Origin of the sequence: Xanthomonas chitinilytica (genome assembly GCF_026107455.2) — a bacterium.
GTDB classification, from domain to species: Bacteria; Pseudomonadota; Gammaproteobacteria; order Xanthomonadales; family Xanthomonadaceae; genus Stenotrophomonas; species Stenotrophomonas chitinilytica.
In genome coordinates this window covers 1-17,753 of record NZ_JAPCHY010000001.1, presented here as the reverse complement: position 1 = coordinate 17,753, position 17,753 = coordinate 1, and the positions used below count along the sequence as shown (strand labels likewise).

12 protein-coding genes are annotated in these 17,753 nt (G+C 67.6%); 10 read left to right on the top strand and 2 right to left on the bottom strand.

The window, feature by feature from the left end; all coding sequences use genetic code 11:
* Positions 1 to 71 precede the first annotated feature (71 nt).
* From infB to pnp, 5 genes are all read left to right on the top strand, one after another.
* Positions 72 to 2,690 (top strand): translation initiation factor IF-2, encoded by a 2,619-nt coding sequence (gene infB / locus OK345_RS00060; RefSeq protein ID WP_265125078.1) that lies wholly within the window; start codon positions 72 to 74, stop codon positions 2,688 to 2,690.
* A gap of 84 nt (positions 2,691 to 2,774) precedes the next feature.
* Entirely contained in the window at positions 2,775 to 3,152 is a 378-nt protein-coding gene (gene rbfA / locus OK345_RS00055; RefSeq protein ID WP_265125076.1) for a 30S ribosome-binding factor RbfA, read from the top strand.
* A gap of 124 nt (positions 3,153 to 3,276) precedes the next feature.
* Positions 3,277 to 4,188, top strand: coding sequence for a tRNA pseudouridine(55) synthase TruB (gene truB / locus OK345_RS00050; protein ID WP_265125074.1), 912 nt, complete (start codon positions 3,277 to 3,279; stop codon positions 4,186 to 4,188).
* 306 nt (positions 4,189 to 4,494) lie between these two features.
* On the top strand, positions 4,495 to 4,755 hold the full coding sequence (gene rpsO, locus OK345_RS00045) for a 30S ribosomal protein S15 (protein WP_054656964.1): 261 nt from the start codon (positions 4,495 to 4,497) through the stop codon (positions 4,753 to 4,755).
* A 147-nt stretch (positions 4,756 to 4,902) separates the two neighbouring features.
* Positions 4,903 to 7,011, top strand: a complete 2,109-nt coding sequence (pnp, locus tag OK345_RS00040; protein ID WP_265125070.1) for a polyribonucleotide nucleotidyltransferase — start codon at positions 4,903 to 4,905, stop codon at positions 7,009 to 7,011.
* Here pnp and OK345_RS00035 read toward each other — a convergent pair.
* Positions 6,926 to 7,708: a cysteine hydrolase family protein gene (locus OK345_RS00035; protein WP_265125068.1), complete on the bottom strand. Its 783-nt coding sequence runs from the start codon at positions 7,706 to 7,708 to the stop codon at positions 6,926 to 6,928. The genes pnp and OK345_RS00035 overlap by 86 nt on opposite strands.
* A 306-nt stretch (positions 7,709 to 8,014) precedes the next feature.
* On the opposite strand from OK345_RS00035, the gene OK345_RS00030 reads away from it, so the two are divergent.
* The gene (locus tag OK345_RS00030) at positions 8,015 to 8,458 is read left to right on the top strand and encodes a hypothetical protein (protein ID WP_265125066.1); all 444 of its coding nucleotides are present in this window, start codon (positions 8,015 to 8,017) and stop codon (positions 8,456 to 8,458) included.
* Between the two features lie 87 nt (positions 8,459 to 8,545).
* On the opposite strand, the gene OK345_RS00025 is transcribed toward OK345_RS00030, so the two are convergent.
* The gene (locus tag OK345_RS00025; protein WP_265125064.1) at positions 8,546 to 11,224 is read right to left on the bottom strand and encodes a TonB-dependent receptor; all 2,679 of its coding nucleotides are present in this window, start codon (positions 11,222 to 11,224) and stop codon (positions 8,546 to 8,548) included.
* Between the two features lie 265 nt (positions 11,225 to 11,489).
* On the opposite strand from OK345_RS00025, the gene OK345_RS00020 reads away from it, so the two are divergent.
* The 4 genes from OK345_RS00020 to OK345_RS00005 all read left to right on the top strand — a co-directional run bounded on the left by OK345_RS00020 (position 11,490) and on the right by OK345_RS00005 (position 17,750).
* Positions 11,490 to 14,075, top strand: coding sequence for an alpha-amylase family glycosyl hydrolase (locus tag OK345_RS00020; protein WP_265125062.1), 2,586 nt, complete (start codon positions 11,490 to 11,492; stop codon positions 14,073 to 14,075).
* A gap of 450 nt (positions 14,076 to 14,525) precedes the next feature.
* Positions 14,526 to 15,551, top strand: a complete 1,026-nt coding sequence (locus tag OK345_RS00015; RefSeq protein ID WP_265125060.1) for a hypothetical protein — start codon at positions 14,526 to 14,528, stop codon at positions 15,549 to 15,551.
* A 274-nt stretch (positions 15,552 to 15,825) separates the two neighbouring features.
* Positions 15,826 to 16,890, top strand: a complete 1,065-nt coding sequence (ada, locus tag OK345_RS00010; RefSeq protein ID WP_265125058.1) for a bifunctional DNA-binding transcriptional regulator/O6-methylguanine-DNA methyltransferase Ada — start codon at positions 15,826 to 15,828, stop codon at positions 16,888 to 16,890.
* Positions 16,891 to 17,033: 143 nt separating this feature from the next.
* On the top strand, positions 17,034 to 17,750 hold the full coding sequence (locus OK345_RS00005) for an SDR family oxidoreductase (RefSeq protein WP_425510927.1): 717 nt from the start codon (positions 17,034 to 17,036) through the stop codon (positions 17,748 to 17,750).
* The last annotated feature ends 3 nt before the right edge of the window (positions 17,751 to 17,753 follow it).

Here is a 17,753-nt window from a genome sequence, read left to right as displayed (position 1 = left end):
CCGTTCAGGGCTTAGAATCCGCGCAACCTTCGCAAGTGTCGAGGGGGCGCCAACCAGATCATAGGATCCGAATGTCGCAGGAAACCACCATCCGCAAGCTTGCCGCACTGGTCAACACGCCGGTCGAGAAACTGCTGGAACAGCTGGCCGAGGCCGGCATGAAGTTCAGCGGTCCCGACCAGGTCGTGACCAGTACCGAGAAGATGAAGCTGCTCGGCTTCCTTCGCCGCACCCATGGCAAGAGCGAGCAGGGTGCCGACGAGGGCGAGGCCGTGCCCAAGAAGATCACCCTGAACCGGCGCAAGCTGCAGGAAGTGACCGTCAGCGCCGGCCGCAGCAAGACCACCGTCAACGTCGAGGTGCGGCAGAAGCGCACCTACGTCAAGACGGCCGATACGGCGGAAGGGCGCGCATCGGGCCCGGTGGACGACGAGCGTGCGGAGATCCTGCGCAAGCTGGAGGAATCCAGGCAGCGCAATCTGGAAGAACAGCGCCGGCTGGCCGAGATCGATCGCCAGCGCGCCGAAGAGATCGAACGCAAGCGCAGGGAAGAAGAAGCCGAGCGCGAGCGCATCGAGGCCGAACGCAAGGCGGCCGAAGCGGCTGCCGTGGCCGCCACCGCCGTGGAAGAGCCGGCCAGGCCCGCGCGTCCGGCTGCGCCGGCGGCGGCCAAGCCGGCCGCGCCGCGCGCCGAGGAGCGGCCCGCCCATGCCAAGCCGGTCAAGCCGCGCGGTTCGCACGCCATGGCGTCCGACGACGACGGCGGCAACCGCTTCGCCGGCCAGTTGCACCTGTCCGCGGCCGACCGTGCGCGTCGCAGCAACACCGGTTCGCGCGGCCGTCCGTCGTCGCGTCCGGGCAACCGCCGCGGCAACGAACAGTCGCGCAGCGGCAGCGGCAGCCATGGTTTCGAGCGTCCGACCGCTCCGGTCGTGCGCGAGGTCGCCATCGGCGAGACCATCACCGTGGCCGACCTGGCGCAGAAGCTCGCGCTCAAGGGCGGCGACGTGGTCAAGGCGTTGTTCAAGATGGGCGTGATGGCCACCATCACCCAGACCATCGACCACGACACCGCGGCACTGGTGACCGAGGAACTCGGCCACAAGGTGACCCGCGCCGACAGCGACGACATCGAGGACGCGCTGCTGGCGTTGACCGAGGGCGACCAGGGCGAGGCCGTCGCGCGTCCGCCGGTGGTCACCATCATGGGCCACGTCGACCACGGCAAGACCTCGCTGCTGGACTACATCCGCCGCACCAAGGTCGCCACCGGCGAAGCCGGCGGCATCACTCAGCACATCGGCGCCTACCACGTGGAAACGCCCAAGGGCGTGATCAGCTTCCTGGATACCCCGGGCCACGCCGCGTTCACCTCGATGCGCGCCCGCGGCGCCAAGCTGACCGACATCGTGGTGCTGGTGGTGGCCGCCGACGACGGCGTCATGCCGCAGACCAAGGAAGCGATCCAGCACGCGCGTTCGGCGAACGTGCCGCTGATCGTGGCCATCAACAAGATCGACAAGTCCGACGCCGACCCGATGCGGGTCAAGAACGAACTGCTCGGCGAGCAGGTCGTGGCCGAGGACTTCGGCGGCGACATCCAGATGGTGGAGATCTCGGCCAAGACCGGCCTGGGCATCGACGACCTGCTGGACGCGATCACGATCCAGGCCGAAGTGCTGGAGCTGAAGGCGGTGGCCGAAGGCCGCGCCAGCGGCGTGGTCATCGAATCCTCGCTGGACAAGGGCCGCGGCCCGGTGGCCACGGTGCTGGTGCAGCAGGGCAGCCTGAAGAAGGGCGACTACCTGGTGTGCGGCATCCAGTACGGCCGCGTGCGCGCCCTGTTCGACGAAACCGGCAAGCAGCCCGACCACGCCGGCCCGTCGATCCCGGTGCAGGTGCTCGGCCTGTCCGGCGTGCCCGATGCCGGCGACGACTTCGTGGTGGTGGACGACGAGCGCCTGGCCAAGGAAGTGGCGCAGCAGCGCGAGACCAAGCGGCGCGAGTCGCGCCTGGTGCAGTCCGCGGGCAGCCGCATGGAAGACATCATGGCGCAGATGGGCAAGGGCGAAGGCCAGCAGGTGCTGAACCTGCTCGTCAAGGCCGACGTCCAGGGCTCGGTGCAGGCGCTGTGCCAGGCACTGGTGGCGCTGTCCAACGACGACATCCGCATCAACGTGATCCACTCCGGCGTGGGCGGCATCACCGAGTCGGACGCCAACTCGGCGGTCGCTTCCAAGGCCACCGTGATCGGCTTCAACGTGCGTGCCGATGCCTCCGCGCGCCGCATCATCGAATCCAACGGCGTCGACCTGCGCTACTTCTCGATCATCTACGACGTGATCGACCAGGTGAAGCAGGTGGCTTCGGGTCTGCTGGGCGTGGAGATCCGCGAGGAAATCATCGGCATCGCCGAGGTCCGCGACGTGTTCCGCAGCTCCAAGTTCGGCGCCGTCGCCGGCTGCATGGTGGTCGAGGGCGTGGTCAAGCGGAACAAGCCGATCCGCGTGCTGCGCGACAGCGTGGTGGTGTTCGAAGGCGAACTGGAATCGCTGCGCCGCTTCAAGGAGAACGTCGACGAGGTCCGCAACGGTACCGAGTGCGGTATCGGCGTGAAGGCCTACAACGACGTCAAGGCCGGCGACCAGATCGAGTGCTTCGAGCGCATCGAAGTCCAGCGCACGCTGTAACCGCAATACGGAGCCGGGGCGCCGCAGGGCGTCCCGGCCCCGGTTCCAGGCAGTACCGCTTCCCCCTACAGAAGAGTTCCCGACGTGCCCAAGACCTTCCACCGTACCGACCGCGTAGCCGCGCAGATCCGCCGCGATCTGGGCACGCTGGTGCACAGTGCCGTGCGCGAGCATGGGCTGCCCTCGGTCAGCGTGTCCGATGTCGAGGTCACCCGCGACATGGCCCATGCCAAGGTGTACGTCACCGCACTGATGCCCGAGCGTTCGGCCGAGGCGGTCAAGGGGCTGAAGGAGCTGTCGGGCGAGCTGCGCACCGCGCTGGCGCGGGCGATGAAGCTGCGGCACGTGCCGGAGCTGCATTTCCACTACGACGACTCGGTGGACCGCGGCGAACGCATCGACAACATCCTGCGCGACCTGCCCGATACGCTCGCGGCGCAGTCGAAGCCGGACGAGGAATAAGACCCCAGACAGCCCGCAAGGGCTGTTCTGGTATCGGCGGCCGGCCCTCGGTCGCCTGCCGCTCGAATCGCCCGCCGGCCCGTGGCCGGTTCCGCCGCATCGCCGGCGCCGCAACGTAGCTTCCATGTCCCAACGCATCGCATTCCGCCGCCTGGACGGCATCCTGCTGCTCGACAAGCCGACCGGCATCAGCTCCAACGCCGCCCTGCAGGTGGCGCGCCGGCTGTTCCGCGCGGAGAAGGGCGGCCATACCGGCAGCCTGGACCCGCTCGCCACCGGCATGCTGCCGCTGTGCTTCGGCGAGGCCACCAAGATCGCCGGCCTGCTGCTGGGCTCGGCCAAGGCCTACGACGCCGAGGTGGTGCTGGGCACCACCACCGATACCGACGACGCCGACGGCCAGCCGCTGCGCACCCGCCCGGTGCCGGCGATCGACGAGGCGATGCTGGAAACGGCGCTGGCGCCGCTGCGCGGCCGCATCCGCCAGCGCGCCCCGGTCTATTCGGCGCTCAAGCAGGGCGGCGAGCCGCTGTACGCGAAGGCGCGGCGCGGCGAAGCCATCGAGGCGCCCGAGCGCGAAGTCGAGGTGCACGCCATCGAGGTGCTGGACCGGCAGCCGACGCGGCTGTCGCTGCGGGTGACCTGCGGCTCCGGCACCTACATCCGCAGCCTGGCCCGCGACCTGGGCGAGGTCCTGGGGTGCGGGGCGCACATCGCCGGGCTGCGGCGGCTGTGGGTGGAGCCGTTCCGGCAGGCGCCGATGGTGACCCTGGACGCCCTGCGCGACCTGGCCGAGCGCGGCGACGAGGCGGCGATGCAGGCCTGGCTGCTGCCGTTGTCGGCCGGCCTGGCCGGCTTCCCGAGGGTGGAGCTGGATGCCGAGCAGGCCCGCCGCTTCCGCATGGGCCAGCGCCTGCGCGACCCGGCCTGGCCGGAAGGGGCGGTGGCGGTGTTCCAGGCCGACGGCCTCGAACTGGGCCTGGGGCAGGTGGACGCCACCGGCCTGCTGGCGCCGCAGCGCCTGTTCAACCTCTGATCCCGGGGCTGCCCGAGGGAACTGTAGGAGCGACGTCAGTCGCGACGGGGCCTTGCCGTGAAACCTGCCGGAGGGTTCTCGGCCCTGACCCTCGGTCGGGAAAGCCCGGTCGCGACTGACGTCGCTCCTACAGGGGGAATTCCTGGGGCCGGGGAAGGCCTGCGCCTTGTCCCGGCGGCCCCGCGCCGGTACAATATTGCGGCCTTTTCAGGCACGTCGCGCCTACGGCGCATCCATCGGTAATCGGCGAGCTGCGCGGTGCGTCATCGCACGTTCCTGCCGGCCACGCATCCAAGAGAAAACATCATGTCGATCGACACCCAGAAGGTCATTGAAGAAAACAAGCGCGGCGCTGCCGACACCGGTTCGCCGGAAGTCCAGGTCGCCCTGCTGACCGCCCGCATCGAACTGCTGACCGGCCACTTCAAGACCCACAAGAAGGACCACCACAGCCGCCGCGGCCTGCTGCAGATGGTCAACCGCCGTCGCAGCCTGCTCGACTACCTGAAGAAGAAGGACGTCGAGCGTTACAAGGCCCTGATCGAGAAGCTTGGCCTGCGTCGCTAAGCAACGAATCCCCCGCGGCGCAGCGATGCGCCGCGGTTTTGTTTTGGTACCCCGTAAAAAACCAGCGACCGGAACCGCCCGGTCACCCGTCGACGGCAAGGGCCGCCGCCGGTCCATCTGAAGAAAGCATCATCCAAGGAAACCCCCGTGGCAAAAATCACCAAAACCTTCCAGTACGGCAAACACACCGTCACGCTTGAGACCGGCGAAGTCGCCCGCCAGGCCAGCGGCGCCGTCATCGTCAAGATGGACGACACCGTACTGCTGGTCAGTGCCGTCGCTGCCAAGAGCGCGCGCGAAGGCCAGGACTTCTTCCCGCTGACCGTCGACTATCAGGAGAAGTTCTACGCCGGTGGCCGCATCCCGGGTGGTTTCTTCAAGCGCGAAGGCCGCGCGACCGAGAAGGAAACCCTGATCTCGCGCCTGATCGATCGCCCGATCCGCCCGCTGTTCCCCGAAGACTACAAGAACGAAGTGCAGATCATCGCCACGGTGATGTCGCTGAACCCGGAAGTGGACGGTGACATCCCGGCCCTGATCGGCGCCTCGGCGGCGCTGGCCCTGGCCGGCACCCCGTTCATGGGTCCGATCGGCGCCGCCAAGGTCGGTTACAAGGATGGCCAGTACATCCTCAACCCGACCGTCAGCGAGCTGAAGGAATCGCAGCTGGAGCTGGTGGTCGCCGGTACCGCCAACGCCGTGCTGATGGTCGAATCCGAAGCCGCGCTGCTGTCCGAGGAAGTGATGCTCGGCGCCGTGACCTTCGGCCACCGCGAGATGCAGAAGGTCATCAACGCGATCAACGAGCTGACCGTCGAAGCCGGCACCAAGCCGAGCGACTGGGTCGCCCCGGCCAAGAACGAGGCGCTGATCTCGGCGCTGAAGGAAGCGGTCGGCACCCAGCTGGCCGAGGCCTTCCAGGTGCGCGACAAGCTGCAGCGCCGCGACGCCATCGCCGCCATCAAGAAGGACGTGACCGAGCAGCTGGCCGGCCGCGTCGCCGCCGAGGGCTGGAACCCGGCCGAACTGGCCAAGGAATTCGGCGAGCTGGAATACCGCACCATGCGCGACTCGGTGCTGGACACCAAGGTCCGCATCGACGGCCGTGCGCTGGACACCGTGCGTCCGATCACCGTGAAGGCCGGCGTGCTGCCGCGCACCCACGGCTCGGCGCTGTTCACCCGCGGCGAGACCCAGGCCATCGTGGTCACCACGCTGGGCACCGCGCGCGACGGCCAGGTCATCGATGCCGTCTCGGGCGAGTACAAGGAAAACTTCCTGTTCCACTACAACTTCCCGCCCTACTCGGTGGGCGAGTGCGGCCGTTTCGGCGCGCCGAAGCGTCGCGAGATCGGCCACGGCCGCCTGGCCAAGCGCGGCGTGCTGGCGGTGATGCCGACCATCGAAGAGTTCCCGTACACCATCCGCGTGGTGTCGGAAATCACCGAATCCAACGGCTCTTCGTCGATGGCCTCGGTGTGCGGCTCCTCGCTGGCGCTGATGGACGCCGGCGTGCCGGTGAAGGCGCCGGTGGCGGGCATCGCCATGGGCCTGGTGAAGGAAGGCGACAACTTCGTGGTGCTGAGCGACATCCTGGGTGACGAAGACCACCTGGGCGACATGGACTTCAAGGTGGCCGGTACCGCCGAAGGCGTGTCCGCGCTGCAGATGGACATCAAGATCGAAGGCATCACCGAAGAGATCATGAAGAAGGCGCTGGAACAGGCCAAGGCCGGCCGCCTGCACATCCTGGGCGAGATGGCCAACGCGCTGACCACCCCGCGTTCGGAGCTGTCCGACTACGCGCCGCGCCTGCTGACCATCAAGATCCACCCGGACAAGATCCGCGAAGTGATCGGCAAGGGCGGCTCGACCATCCAGGCCATCACCAAGGAAACCGGCACCCAGATCGACATCCAGGACGACGGCACCATCGTCATCGCCTCGGTCAACGCGATCGCCGCGCAGGCCGCCAAGTCGCGCATCGAGCAGATCACCTCGGACGTCGAGCCGGGCCGCATCTACGAAGGCAAGGTCGCCAAGATCATGGACTTCGGCGCGTTCGTCACCATCCTGCCGGGCAAGGACGGCCTGGTGCACGTCTCGCAGATCTCCAGCGAGCGCGTGGAGAAGGTCAGCGACAAGCTGAAGGAAGGCGACGTGGTCAAGGTCAAGGTGCTGGAAGTCGACAAGCAGGGCCGCATCCGCCTGTCGATGAAGGCCGTGGAAGAAGGCGAGGGCGTGGTGGCCGAATAAGCCACGACGCTGTTGCAGACCAGGAAAAGCGGGCTTCGGCCCGCTTTTCTTTTGGGGCTTCGTCGGGCCACCAGTCGCGAACTTTCCCGACGGTAACAACTTGCCGGCATCGTCGCGCAGCACCGCCGCGTGCCTGGCGGGGGAAGATGCCCCGGCCCGGGGTGCTGGCCGCGACCTTCGCAGTCATGGCGCTGGCCATGAGTTTCAGCGCTCTTTCCCTGCACTCGCCCGTGATGGCGGCCACGCAGTCCCGCGGCGACCAGATCCGGTACTCGCGCATGTTGGTGTCCTGGGCGGTCGCCAGCACGCAGGAATCCGCCGCGATCCCGGTCAGCACCCGTCGCCGGATCCCCAGCCTGGCCAGCAGGATGGCCAGGGGCGTGGCAAGGAAGCCGGAGTGCTTGGGTTTCAGCACGTGGTAGTCGCGGGGGCGCGGGGCGAGGTGGCCGGCGATGGCGGCGGGATGGCCGCCGGCCTCCAGGCAGCGAGCGACCAGTTCGCGGAACTCTCCCTGCCAGTGCGAGAAGTTGTCGTTGAGATGGATGGTCGGTGCGCCCGCCAGGTCGAAGCGCTCGCGCAGGCGGGCGATCCGCGGCGCAATGGCGGCGGCTGCCTTCGCCAGGCGCGGCCCGTCCTCGAAGTCGAACCGGTTGAGCATGTCCGGGATCAGAAGCGCGGTATCTGCGCGCGGCTTCATGCGTTTCTCCATCGGCCGTCGCAACCTCTGCGGATCGGGGAATGTGGAGGTCGTCCTCGGGTCCCTGTCACGTGGTGTTTTTCCGCGAAGAGGGGCCTCATCCATCGATGTCCGGAGTGTTGGCCATGGCCCGTTCCAGCTAAGGTCAAGAACGATCAGGTCCACGAACTGCTTCTTCAGGCGCTCGAAACGGAGCGCGGCGGGATCCGGATCTACACCGCAGCCATCGCGGCGGCGGTCAACAAGGACCTGAAGCAGGAGTGGGGCGAGTATCTCGAGGAGACCAGGACCCACGAGCAGGTGCTGATGCGCGTTTTCGAGCAGCTCGGGATGGAGGCCGGGGAAGCCTCGCCGGGTCGCAAGGTGGTGGCGCACCTGGGCTCCTCGCTGGTCGAGGCGATCGAAATGGCGATCGCTTCCGGTCCGCCGGAAGCGGCCGAACGGGTGGCCGCCGAATGCGTCGTGCTGGCCGAGACCAAGGACCACCAGAACTGGGAGCTCATCGGCAAGGTCGTGGAGCAGGGCGGGCCGCTGGGCGAGGTGCTCGAGCCGGCCTACAGGGCGGTCGAGAGCGACGAGGACCACCACCTCTACCACACGATGGGATGGTGCCGGGAACTGTGGATCCAGTCGCTGGGCATGCCGGTGCTGCTGCCGCCGCCCGAGGAGGTCAGGAACGTGGAGACCGCGATCGGCGCGTCCAGGGCCGAACAGGGGCGCGACGAAATGCTGGGCGGCAGGAAGCACTGAGCCGCGCGGGGATTGCCGGCGCCAGCCGTTGCAGAAAAAAGCCCGCCGGATCGCGCCGGCGGGCTTGGGGTCGAGTCGACTGCGGGATCAGAACCGGTAGTTCAGGCCCAGCAGGTAGGTGCGGCCATACTCGTAGTACTGGCTCGGGCGGTCGTTCATGTTGTCGGACAGCGCCCGGAACGGCTCGTTCTCCAGGTTGTTCACCTGCAACAGGATCGACAGGTTCTCCAGCGGGCCGGTCTGGAAGGTGTAACCCAGCTGCAGGTCGGTGACGGTCTCGCCCTCGAAGTAGATCTTGGTGCGGTCGCCGCCGGCGCCCTGTACCTCGCCCAGGAACGCCGAGCGGTTGCGCTGGCTCACGCGGGCCGAGAAACCGTAACGCTCGTAGTAGGCGGTGATGTTGGACACGTACTTCGACAGGCCCGGCAGCGGCTCGGTGGTGCCCGGGCCATTGGGCTCGATCTTGCTGGTGGTGTCGGAGTAGTTGGCGGTGATGCCGAAGCCTTCCAGCGGCGCCCACAGCAGTTCCAGCGGTACCGACACGGCCAGTTCGTAGCCGTGGATCTTGCCGCCTTCGCCATTGGCCGGCTGGCTGAACTCGCCGACCAGGCCGCTCGGCAGGTCGCCCGGGTCCACGCCCGGGGGCAGCGGCAGCTGGCTGAAATCGAACTGGCGGGTCTGGTTGTAGATGTAGGTGTTCAGGTCCTTGTAGAAGTACGCCGCGCTGACGTAGCCCTTGCCGCCGAAGTACTTCTCCCAGGACAGGTCGTAGGCATCGGCCAGCCACGGCTTGAGCGTGGGGTTGCCGCCGTCGCCGGAGAGGATGCCGCGGGTCTGGTCGAAGTAGAAGTTGGCGTTGGCGCGCAGGTCGTCCATGCGCGGGCGCGCCATCTGCCGCGACGCGCCGACGCGCAGGTACTGTTCGGCCGGCAGCTGGAACGACAGGTTCAGGCTGGGCAGGTAGTGGGTGAAGCTGGCGCCGGCCTGGCTGGGATCGGACAGCGGCACGCCCTCGAAGCTGGCGATGCCGACGGAGTTCTGCTTCACGTGCACGGCCTGCACGCCGACGTTGCCGCGTACCGGCACCGGGCCGAGGTCGCCGTTGATGTTGACCTGGAAGTAGGCGGTGTTGCTTTCCTCCTCCATCTCCCAGTTCTTGTTGGCGATGTCCTGGTGGACCTTGGGCAGCAGGTGGAACACGCCGTCGTTGAGCATGGCCAGCGAGTTCAGGCGCAGGATCGACGGGATGCCGGCGAAGCCGAACGAGGAGTCGCCGATGTACTGCGCCGGGATGGCGCCGTACTCGTTGTCGACGCAGCCGGCGGTCACGCACAGGGTGTTCTCGAACGAGGCGCGGCTCTTGTCGCGCTCGCTGTGGTTCGCGCCGAAGGCGATGCTGCTGATGAAGCCGCCGTCGAAGACGCGTTCGACGTCGAAGCGGATCGACGACAGCGTGTCCTTGACGTCGAAGTCCTTCAGGTAGCCGGCCTGGGCGCGCTCGCCGCCCCAGCCGCCCGGGTCGGAGAAGCCGAGCAGGGCCGGATTGCCGTAGTCCTGGCCCAGGGTCACGTCGAACCAGCCGCGCGGATTGAGCACCGCGCGCACGCTGTCGGTGCCCTCGTCGAGCAGGTTGGCGTAGGTCTCCAGGATGCGCTCCTTGCGCTCGGCCCTGGAGTAGCTGACGTCGGTGGTCAGCTTCCAGTAGTCGGACAGCACCAGCTCGTTGCGCCAGCCCAGCGCGAACAGCTTGTCGTGCACGCCGTTGTAGTCGTTGCGCACCACGATCGGGCGCACGTTCTCCCACTGCATGTCCACCGCGGTGCCGTTGGCGCTGGTGGTGCTGTCCACCAGGGTGGAGCCGTTGCCCCACACCAAGCCCATCTCCAGGCCGCGCTTGTACTCCTCCTTGTCGAACTTGGAATAGAACAGGTCCAGGGTCGAGGAGAAGCTGTCGTTGGGCTTGAACTCCAGCACGCCCATCACGCCGTCGCGGACGTTGTCGGTGTCGTAGCTGAAGTACTTGGCGCCGCCGAGCACGCCGTTGTCGTCGCCGGTGAAGCCCCAGGCCTCGTACTGGCGGCCCTGGATCGGGTTGTCCATGCGCGCATAGCCGATCGCGATGCCCACGGTGTCGTCGGCGAACTGGTCGATGTAGGAAATCGAGTAGCGGCTGCCGTATTCCTTGCCGCTGTCCAGCTCGTTCATGTCGCCGCGCACGTTCACCGCCACGGTGCGCTCGCCGAAGGCCAGCGGGCGCACCGTCTTCAGGTTGACCGTGCCCGACAGGCCCTGGCCGACCATGTCGGCGCTGGTGGTCTTGTGCACCACCACCTGGCTCATCAGCTCGGACGGGTACTGGTCGAACTCCACGCCGCGGTTGTTGCCCAGGCTGACCTGTTCGCGGCCGTTGAGCAGGGCGGTGGAAAAGTCGCCGGCGAAGCCGCGGATATTGATTTCCTGCGGGCGGCCGCCGAAGCGCTGCGCGGTCAGGCCGGGCAGGCGGGCGAGCGAATCGGCGATGCTGGCATCGGGCAGCTTGCCGATGTCCTCGGCCGAGATCGCCTCGACCACGGTGTTCTCGGACTGCTTGGTGTCGATCGAGGCCTCGATCGCGCGGCGGATGCCGGTGACCTGGACGGTATCCAGGTTGATGGCCCTGGATGCCTCTGTTCCGGCATCGGCCTGGGCAGTCTGGGCGATGGCCCAGCCGGGCGCCACGATGGCAGCCAGCGCTACGCTCAACGCACTGCGTTTCAGGTTCAACATTTTCCCCTCCCAGGCAATGTTGGCAATTCGGATTTTTTTGTAGCCCCGCTGTTGCCGGGGCGTGCGCCGCGTCGGGTGAAAGCCCGCAGTCGGACGACGATTCATGTTAAGCGCGGGTTTGGTTTGCGGAACCCGGCTGCATACGTATTCAAGGCCGCCGGGGCTGCCGTAACCGCTTCCAGTGGCCACCATCGTCATGACGCGGCAAGCAACGCCGGCTACCGCAGCCGCCGGCGCATGGGCCGCAATTCATGGGAGAGGGGCAATGCGCAAGACAGCGTCGTATCTGGCGATGGCGGCATGCGGGTGGTTTTCCGCCGCCGTCCTGGCAGGGGAAGCGGAGGGGCCGCTGCACGTGTCCTCGCCGGACTGGCGCGACCAGGTGGTCTATTTCGCCATGATCGACCGCTTCGACGACGGCGACCCGGGCAACAACGACCAGGGGCAGGGCGAATACGACCCGGCCGACCCGTCGCGCTTCAGCGGCGGCGACCTGGCCGGGCTGGCGCGGCGGCTGGACTACATCCGCGGGCTGGGCGCCACCGCGCTGTGGATCACTCCGCCGGTGGCCAACCAGTGGTGGAATCCGCGCGCCAACTACGGCGGCTACCACGGCTACTGGGCCGAGGACTTCTCGCGGGTGGACGCGCATTTCGGCGATCTCGACGCCTACCGCGACCTGTCGCGGCGGCTGCACGCGGCCGGCATGTACCTGGTGCAGGACGTGGTGGTGAACCACACCGGCGACTACTTCTCCTGCTCGGCGGACACCGGCCGGCCGGCCCGCGACTGCCGCTGGCACCCCGGGCAGCGGCAGCCGGCCGCGCCGTTCGACCTGAACGACCCCGGCAACCCCGCCCACGTGCGGGCCGGCCTCTACCACTGGACCCCGGACATCACCGACTTCGCCCAGCGGCACCAGGAACTGGACTACCAGCTCGCCGGCCTGGACGACCTGAATACCGAGAACGCGCAGGTGCGGCGGGCACTGCGCAAGGCCTACGGCGACTGGATACGCGAGGCCGGGGTGGATGCGTTCCGCATCGATACCGCGTTCTACGTGCCGGAAGAATACTTCCGCGATTTCCTCCACAGCGACGACCCGCAGGCGCCGGGCATGCTGCAGGTGGCGCGCGATACCGGGCGCGGGGACTTCCTCGCCTTCGGCGAGGGCTTCGGCATCGACCGCCCGTTCGAGGACCGGCAGGCGCGGCGCATCGAGGGCTACGTGGCCGACGCGGAAGGGCCGCTGCTGCCGTCGATGATCAACTTCCCGCTCTACGGCACCTTGGGCGACGTGTTCGCCCGCGGCCACGCCAGCGCGGAACTGGCGTGGCGCATCGACAACATGATGCGGGTGCATGCACGGCCGCACCTGATGCCCACCTTCGTCGACAACCACGACGTGGACCGTTTCCTGGCCGGCGGCAGCGAGGCGGGGCTGAAGCAGGCGCTGCTGGCGATCATGACCCTGCCGGGAATTCCCACGATCTACTACGGCACCGAGCAGGGCTTCACCCGGCCGCGCACGGCGATGTTCGCGGCCGGCTACGACGCCGGCGGCCAGGACCGGTTCGATACGCAGGCGCCGCTGTACCGCTTCCTGCAGCAGGCCACGGCGCTGCGCCGCGAACATCGCCTGTTCTCGCGCGGCACGCCGGAGATCCTGCAGGCCAATGCGGCCGGCCCCGGCGCGATCGCCTGGCGGATGCGCCATGGCGAGGATTCCGCACTGGTGGCGTTCAACACCGCCGACCATCCGGTGCTGCTGGACAACCTGGAAACCGGCCTGCCCGCGGGTACCTCGTTGCAGGTGCTGTTCGACATCGATGGCGACACGGCCCCGGCGGTCGTCGGCGACGCCGGGCGGTTGAGCCTGCAGCTGCCGGCACGGGCGGGCAGGGTGTGGCGCGTCGCCGGCGATGTGCGGACCCGGCAGGCGCCGGGCACGCCACGCCCGGCCATCGACGGCCTGCCGCAGGCGCCGGTGGCGGACGATTTCGAGGTCGCCGGCAGCGCGCCGGGCGCGGCTGCGGTCCTGCTGGTGGTCGATGGCGACATCGGCGCCGCGCAACGCGTGCCGGTGGCCGCCGACGGACGCTGGCGGGCCACGGTCGATACCCAGGACATGATCGACGCGGCGCTGGAACACCGGATCGTGGCCTGGGACCCGGCAACGGAGACGGCATCGGCGCCGGCCCATTTCCGCGTCGAGCGGCAATGGCAGTTGCTGGCCGAGGTGGAGGACCCCGCCGGCGACGACCGCGGCCCGGACGGGAACTACCGTTATCCGCAGGACCCGGGCTGGGCGCAGCGCCCGGGCGACATCCATCGCCTGCGGGTGTACGGCGCCGGCGGCGCCCTGCGCCTGGAACTGCAGATGAGCGGGCTGGTGGCACTGTGGAACCCGCCCAACGGCTTCGACCATGTCGCCTTCACCGTTTTCCTGCAGCTTCCCGGACGCGAAGGCGGAAGTACGGTGATGCCCCTGCAGAACGCCGGCATGCCGGAGGGCATGCGCTGGCACTACCGTGCGCGCCTGCACGGCTGGTCCAACGCCCTGTTCGGCGCCGAAGGCGCGACCGCGACGGAAGAGGGAACCTCGGTCTCGCCGGCCGCATCGATCGCGGTGGACAAGGACAACCGGCGGGTCAGTCTCACGTTCCCGGCCGCCGCCCTCGGCAGGCCCGACACCCTGGCCGGAGCGAGAATCCTCGTCACCACCTGGGACTACGACAGCGGCTACCGCAAGCTCAGCGAGGAGGGCGGGGCGATGCAGTTCGGCGGCGGTGACGGCCGCATCGCACCGCTGGTGATGGATGCGGTGGAGGTGGCGATTCCGTTGCAGTGAGCGAGGGCGCCAGCGGCTCACCTCCATGGGAAGTGGAGCGTGAGCCGCGGCGCGAGGCGGCCATGGCCGGCCTGGAAGGCCGCCGCAGCCGGATGGCTGGTCAGGGGAAGAGCCTTTCAACGGCCCAGGTGTCGCACCTCGATTGACCGGCTTGAATGAATTGTTGGCCGCCGCAGATCGACAAGGTAAGTGCATCACCCACGCGCCCGGAGAGGGAAAGGTGGGCAGGCGGACTGGGAGGGGCCACGCCGCCGAGAGCGGATCCTGCATGTAAAGCCGGTTCGCCAAGCCGGAGCGATACATCCAGGGCGCGACGGATCGGGCAGGCCCCAGCACCTGTGGGACCGCACCCACCGGTTGCAGCGGCAAGGACGTGTGGGTTGACAGCCCCGGGCTTCGTTCCCATCGTTCGATGGCACGCGGGAATCGTCCTGCCCTGTCCGTACGGCCATGCCCAGACGATCGCTGGTCATCCTCGTCGCCTGTTCCATTGCAGCCGTTGCGATGCTGGTGCCGCTGCGTGGCCTGGCGAGCCAGCCGCCGCTGGTCGACGGCGACGACGCCCGCCGTTTCGTCGACGCATGGCAGGCCCGTGCCGGGCATCCCGATGCGGCGGCGTTGCGCCGCCACTATTTCGAACCGGGAAGCGAGGCATTGCACGATTTCGATGTCGCGGCCATTGGCGGCGTGGATGCGATGGCCGCGGCCATCGCGACGCGACGCGATGACTATCAGCGCGCGATCGAGCGGTGCCTGCCCGAGCAGGCGGCGATGGAAGCGATCGCCGGCGAGCTCGTCGATGATTACCGCCGGCTGGTACCCGATTTCCCGCGGCCGACGGTGTACCTGCTGTTCGGTGCCGGCAACTCGGCCGGCATGAAGCTGCCTGGCCACAACGTGGCGATGGCGCTGGAGCGGTTCTGCGGCGACGACTGGGAAATGCAGTTCCGCCAACTGCTCGCGCACGAACTGGCCCACACCGCGCAACCGGACCTGCCGGAGAACGATCCCGCCCGCCGCGACCTGCTCATGTGGGCCCTGCGCGAGGGAGCGGCCAACTATTTCGCCGCATTGGTGCTGGGGCAGGACCCGTCCGGCATCGACAACGCGTGGGCGATGGCCCGCGAACGGTCGCTGCTCGCCTCGTTCGTGGAAGATCGCGCCATCGTGAAGCGGCACTGGCAGGGACCCGAACCGGATCCCGAAGCGGTCGCGGCAGGGACCCGCTGGATGTGGAACGCTGGCACCGCGGAGCGCCCGGCCGACCTGGCGTACTGGATTGGACAACGCCTCTGGCACCATTGCCGCAGCCGTGCACGCGATCCATCCAGCGTACTTCACGACATGCTCGTTCTCGATGATCCGGAAGGCGCGCTGGCCTGCGCCGGCCCACCCACCCAAACCGGGGCAACACTGAAAGTCGAAGGTGGCGAAAATGTTGTCAGGGACAGTTCCGACGAATCAAATGGCCGCTGACCACTTGTTCCGCTTTGTGGAATGCTTCGGAAATGGTCCCTGGCAGCTCTTCTTCGTCCAGGCAACGGGCCCGGCTCCGCTTGCGATGGACCGTGTCTCTTTTCCCCAGGCGTGAAGGTCGACCAAAGCGTTGGCCAGAGCCGGGTTTGCCGGTGAACCGGCAAGAGAATCGATTCCGGCCTCAGTTTTGCCGGAAATCGAAAGCAAGAACCGGAGTGAAGTGGTGGGGCGTCCGTCTAGAATTTCCGCGGAGCAAGTCCGGATCGTACCTGCCATGCCCGACAATGGAGTTCCAGCCGAGCGGGATCCACGCTGGACAAGCGTGGTCAACCGGGATCCAGGCGCTGACGGATCCTTCGTATACGCGGTAAGGACAACGGGAGTTTATTGCCGTCCTTCATGTCCTTCCCGGGCAGCGAAACCTGCCAATGTCACCCTCTATGCCGCTCCCGCCGAGGCCGAAGCAGCCGGCTTCCGGGCGTGTCGCCGCTGCAACCCGGATGGCAGGTCGATCGCGGAGATCAATGCCGAGCTGATAGCGGCAGCTTGTCGCCTCATCGAGGCATCGGCGCAGATACCGAAACTGGAGGAACTGGCCGCACGGGTCGGAATGAGTCCCTATCATTTCCACCGCCAGTTCAAATCGATCACCGGGCTCACGCCACGGGCCTGGGGCGCCGCGCATCGCTCGCGCAGGCTTCGCAACGAGTTGTCGAACCGGGACCGCAGCGTGACCACCGCGATCCTGGGCGCCGGGTTCAATTCCAGCAGCCGGTTCTACGAGCGATCCAGCGAGGCGCTTGGAATGACGCCATCAGCCTTCAGGAATGGTGGAAAGAACACGGTCATCCGCTTCGCCGTGGGGCAGTGCTCGCTCGGCGCGATTCTCGTCGCGCAAAGCGACCAGGGAATCTGCGCAATCACCCTGGGCGACGATCCTGACCAGCTGGTCCGCGACCTGCAGGACCACTTCCCCAAGGCCGATTTTGTCGGCGGCGACGCCGAGTTCGAAAATCTGGTCGCGCGGGTCGTGGGCTTTGTCGAAGCGCCGCAGACCGGGCTCGACCTGCCGCTCGACATCCGCGGCACGGCGTTCCAGGAACGGGTCTGGCAGGCATTGAGGCAGGTGCCGGCCGGACAGACGGTCTCCTACGCCGAGGTTGCCCGGCGCATTGGCGATCCCGGATCGGCCCGCGCCGTGGCGCGGGCCTGTGCTGCCAACAGGATCGCAGTGGCGATTCCTTGCCACCGCGTCGTCAGAACCGATGGTGCGTTGTCCGGCTACCGCTGGGGCATCGAGCGCAAGCGTGCCCTCTTGGAAAAGGAGGCCCAGGCATGACGTCCATCGAGCCCGCGTCGATCCCCGGACATCCCGGTTCCGGGTTCGGCGCGGACGACTGCGATTACGGCGCAAGAACCGGATAGTCGGGCCACTCGCCCGTTCGTAGCATGGCCAACCCATTCAATCCGGATTGATGAACCATGGAACTGGAAGACAAGACGATCATCGTGACTGGAGCGAGCAGCGGAATCGGCGCCGCGGCAGCCTTGTTGTTTGCAGCCGAAGGAGCCAACGTGGTCTTGGGTGCACGGCGGGCAGACCACCTCGAAGCTGTCGCCGCCCGGATAAATCGCGGTGCCGGCAGGGCCGTATTCCGGGCCGGTGATGTGAAGGACGAAGGCTACGCGGAGTCCCTGGTCGACCTGGCGGTGAACGCGTTCGGCGGCTTGGACGGTGCATTCAACAATGTCGGGGCCGTCGGAGAGATGGTGTCGATTCCGGACATGGCGGTCGCCAATTGGGAGGACGTTATCCGGATCAATCTGACAAGCGCCTTCCTGGCGGCCAAGGCACAGATTCCAGCGCTTCGAAAGCAGGGAAGGGGGTCGGTCGTCTTTACTTCATCGTTCGTGGGCTTCAGCAATGGCGGAATGCCGGGAATGGGGGCGTATGCGGCGGCCAAGGCCGGCCTGCTCGGCCTGGTGCAGTCGCTGGCGTCGGAGCACGCGCCGGAGAACATCCGCTTCAACGCGCTGTTGCCCGGGGGAACGATCACGCCCGCCGGCGGAGAAGGAAATCCGGCCGACGTCCCCCCGGTTTTGAGTAGCGCGGCGATCTGGAGTCCAATTCCCCAGAGTAAGGAGATTGGACGTGAAGAAGCGCTTTTCCGAAGAGCAGATCATCGGCTTCCTGCGTGAGGC

What these genes read in the sequence shown, in the direction of transcription:
- OK345_RS00035 (WP_265125068.1), bottom strand. Translation starts at nt 7,708, where the DNA reads ATGAAGCCGCGCGCAGATACCGCGCTTCTGATCCCGGACATGCTCAAC.
- OK345_RS00015 (WP_265125060.1), top strand. Translation starts at nt 14,526, where the DNA reads ATGCCCAGACGATCGCTGGTCATCCTCGTCGCCTGTTCCATTGCAGCC.
- OK345_RS00030 (WP_265125066.1), top strand. Translation starts at nt 8,015, where the DNA reads ATGCGCGTTTTCGAGCAGCTCGGGATGGAGGCCGGGGAAGCCTCGCCG.
- truB (WP_265125074.1), top strand. Translation starts at nt 3,277, where the DNA reads ATGTCCCAACGCATCGCATTCCGCCGCCTGGACGGCATCCTGCTGCTC.
- OK345_RS00005 (WP_425510927.1), top strand. Translation starts at nt 17,034, where the DNA reads ATGGAACTGGAAGACAAGACGATCATCGTGACTGGAGCGAGCAGCGGA.
- OK345_RS00020 (WP_265125062.1), top strand. Translation starts at nt 11,490, where the DNA reads ATGCGCAAGACAGCGTCGTATCTGGCGATGGCGGCATGCGGGTGGTTT.
- OK345_RS00025 (WP_265125064.1), bottom strand. Translation starts at nt 11,224, where the DNA reads ATGTTGAACCTGAAACGCAGTGCGTTGAGCGTAGCGCTGGCTGCCATC.
- infB (WP_265125078.1), top strand. Translation starts at nt 72, where the DNA reads ATGTCGCAGGAAACCACCATCCGCAAGCTTGCCGCACTGGTCAACACG.
- rpsO (WP_054656964.1), top strand. Translation starts at nt 4,495, where the DNA reads ATGTCGATCGACACCCAGAAGGTCATTGAAGAAAACAAGCGCGGCGCT.
- ada (WP_265125058.1), top strand. Translation starts at nt 15,826, where the DNA reads ATGCCCGACAATGGAGTTCCAGCCGAGCGGGATCCACGCTGGACAAGC.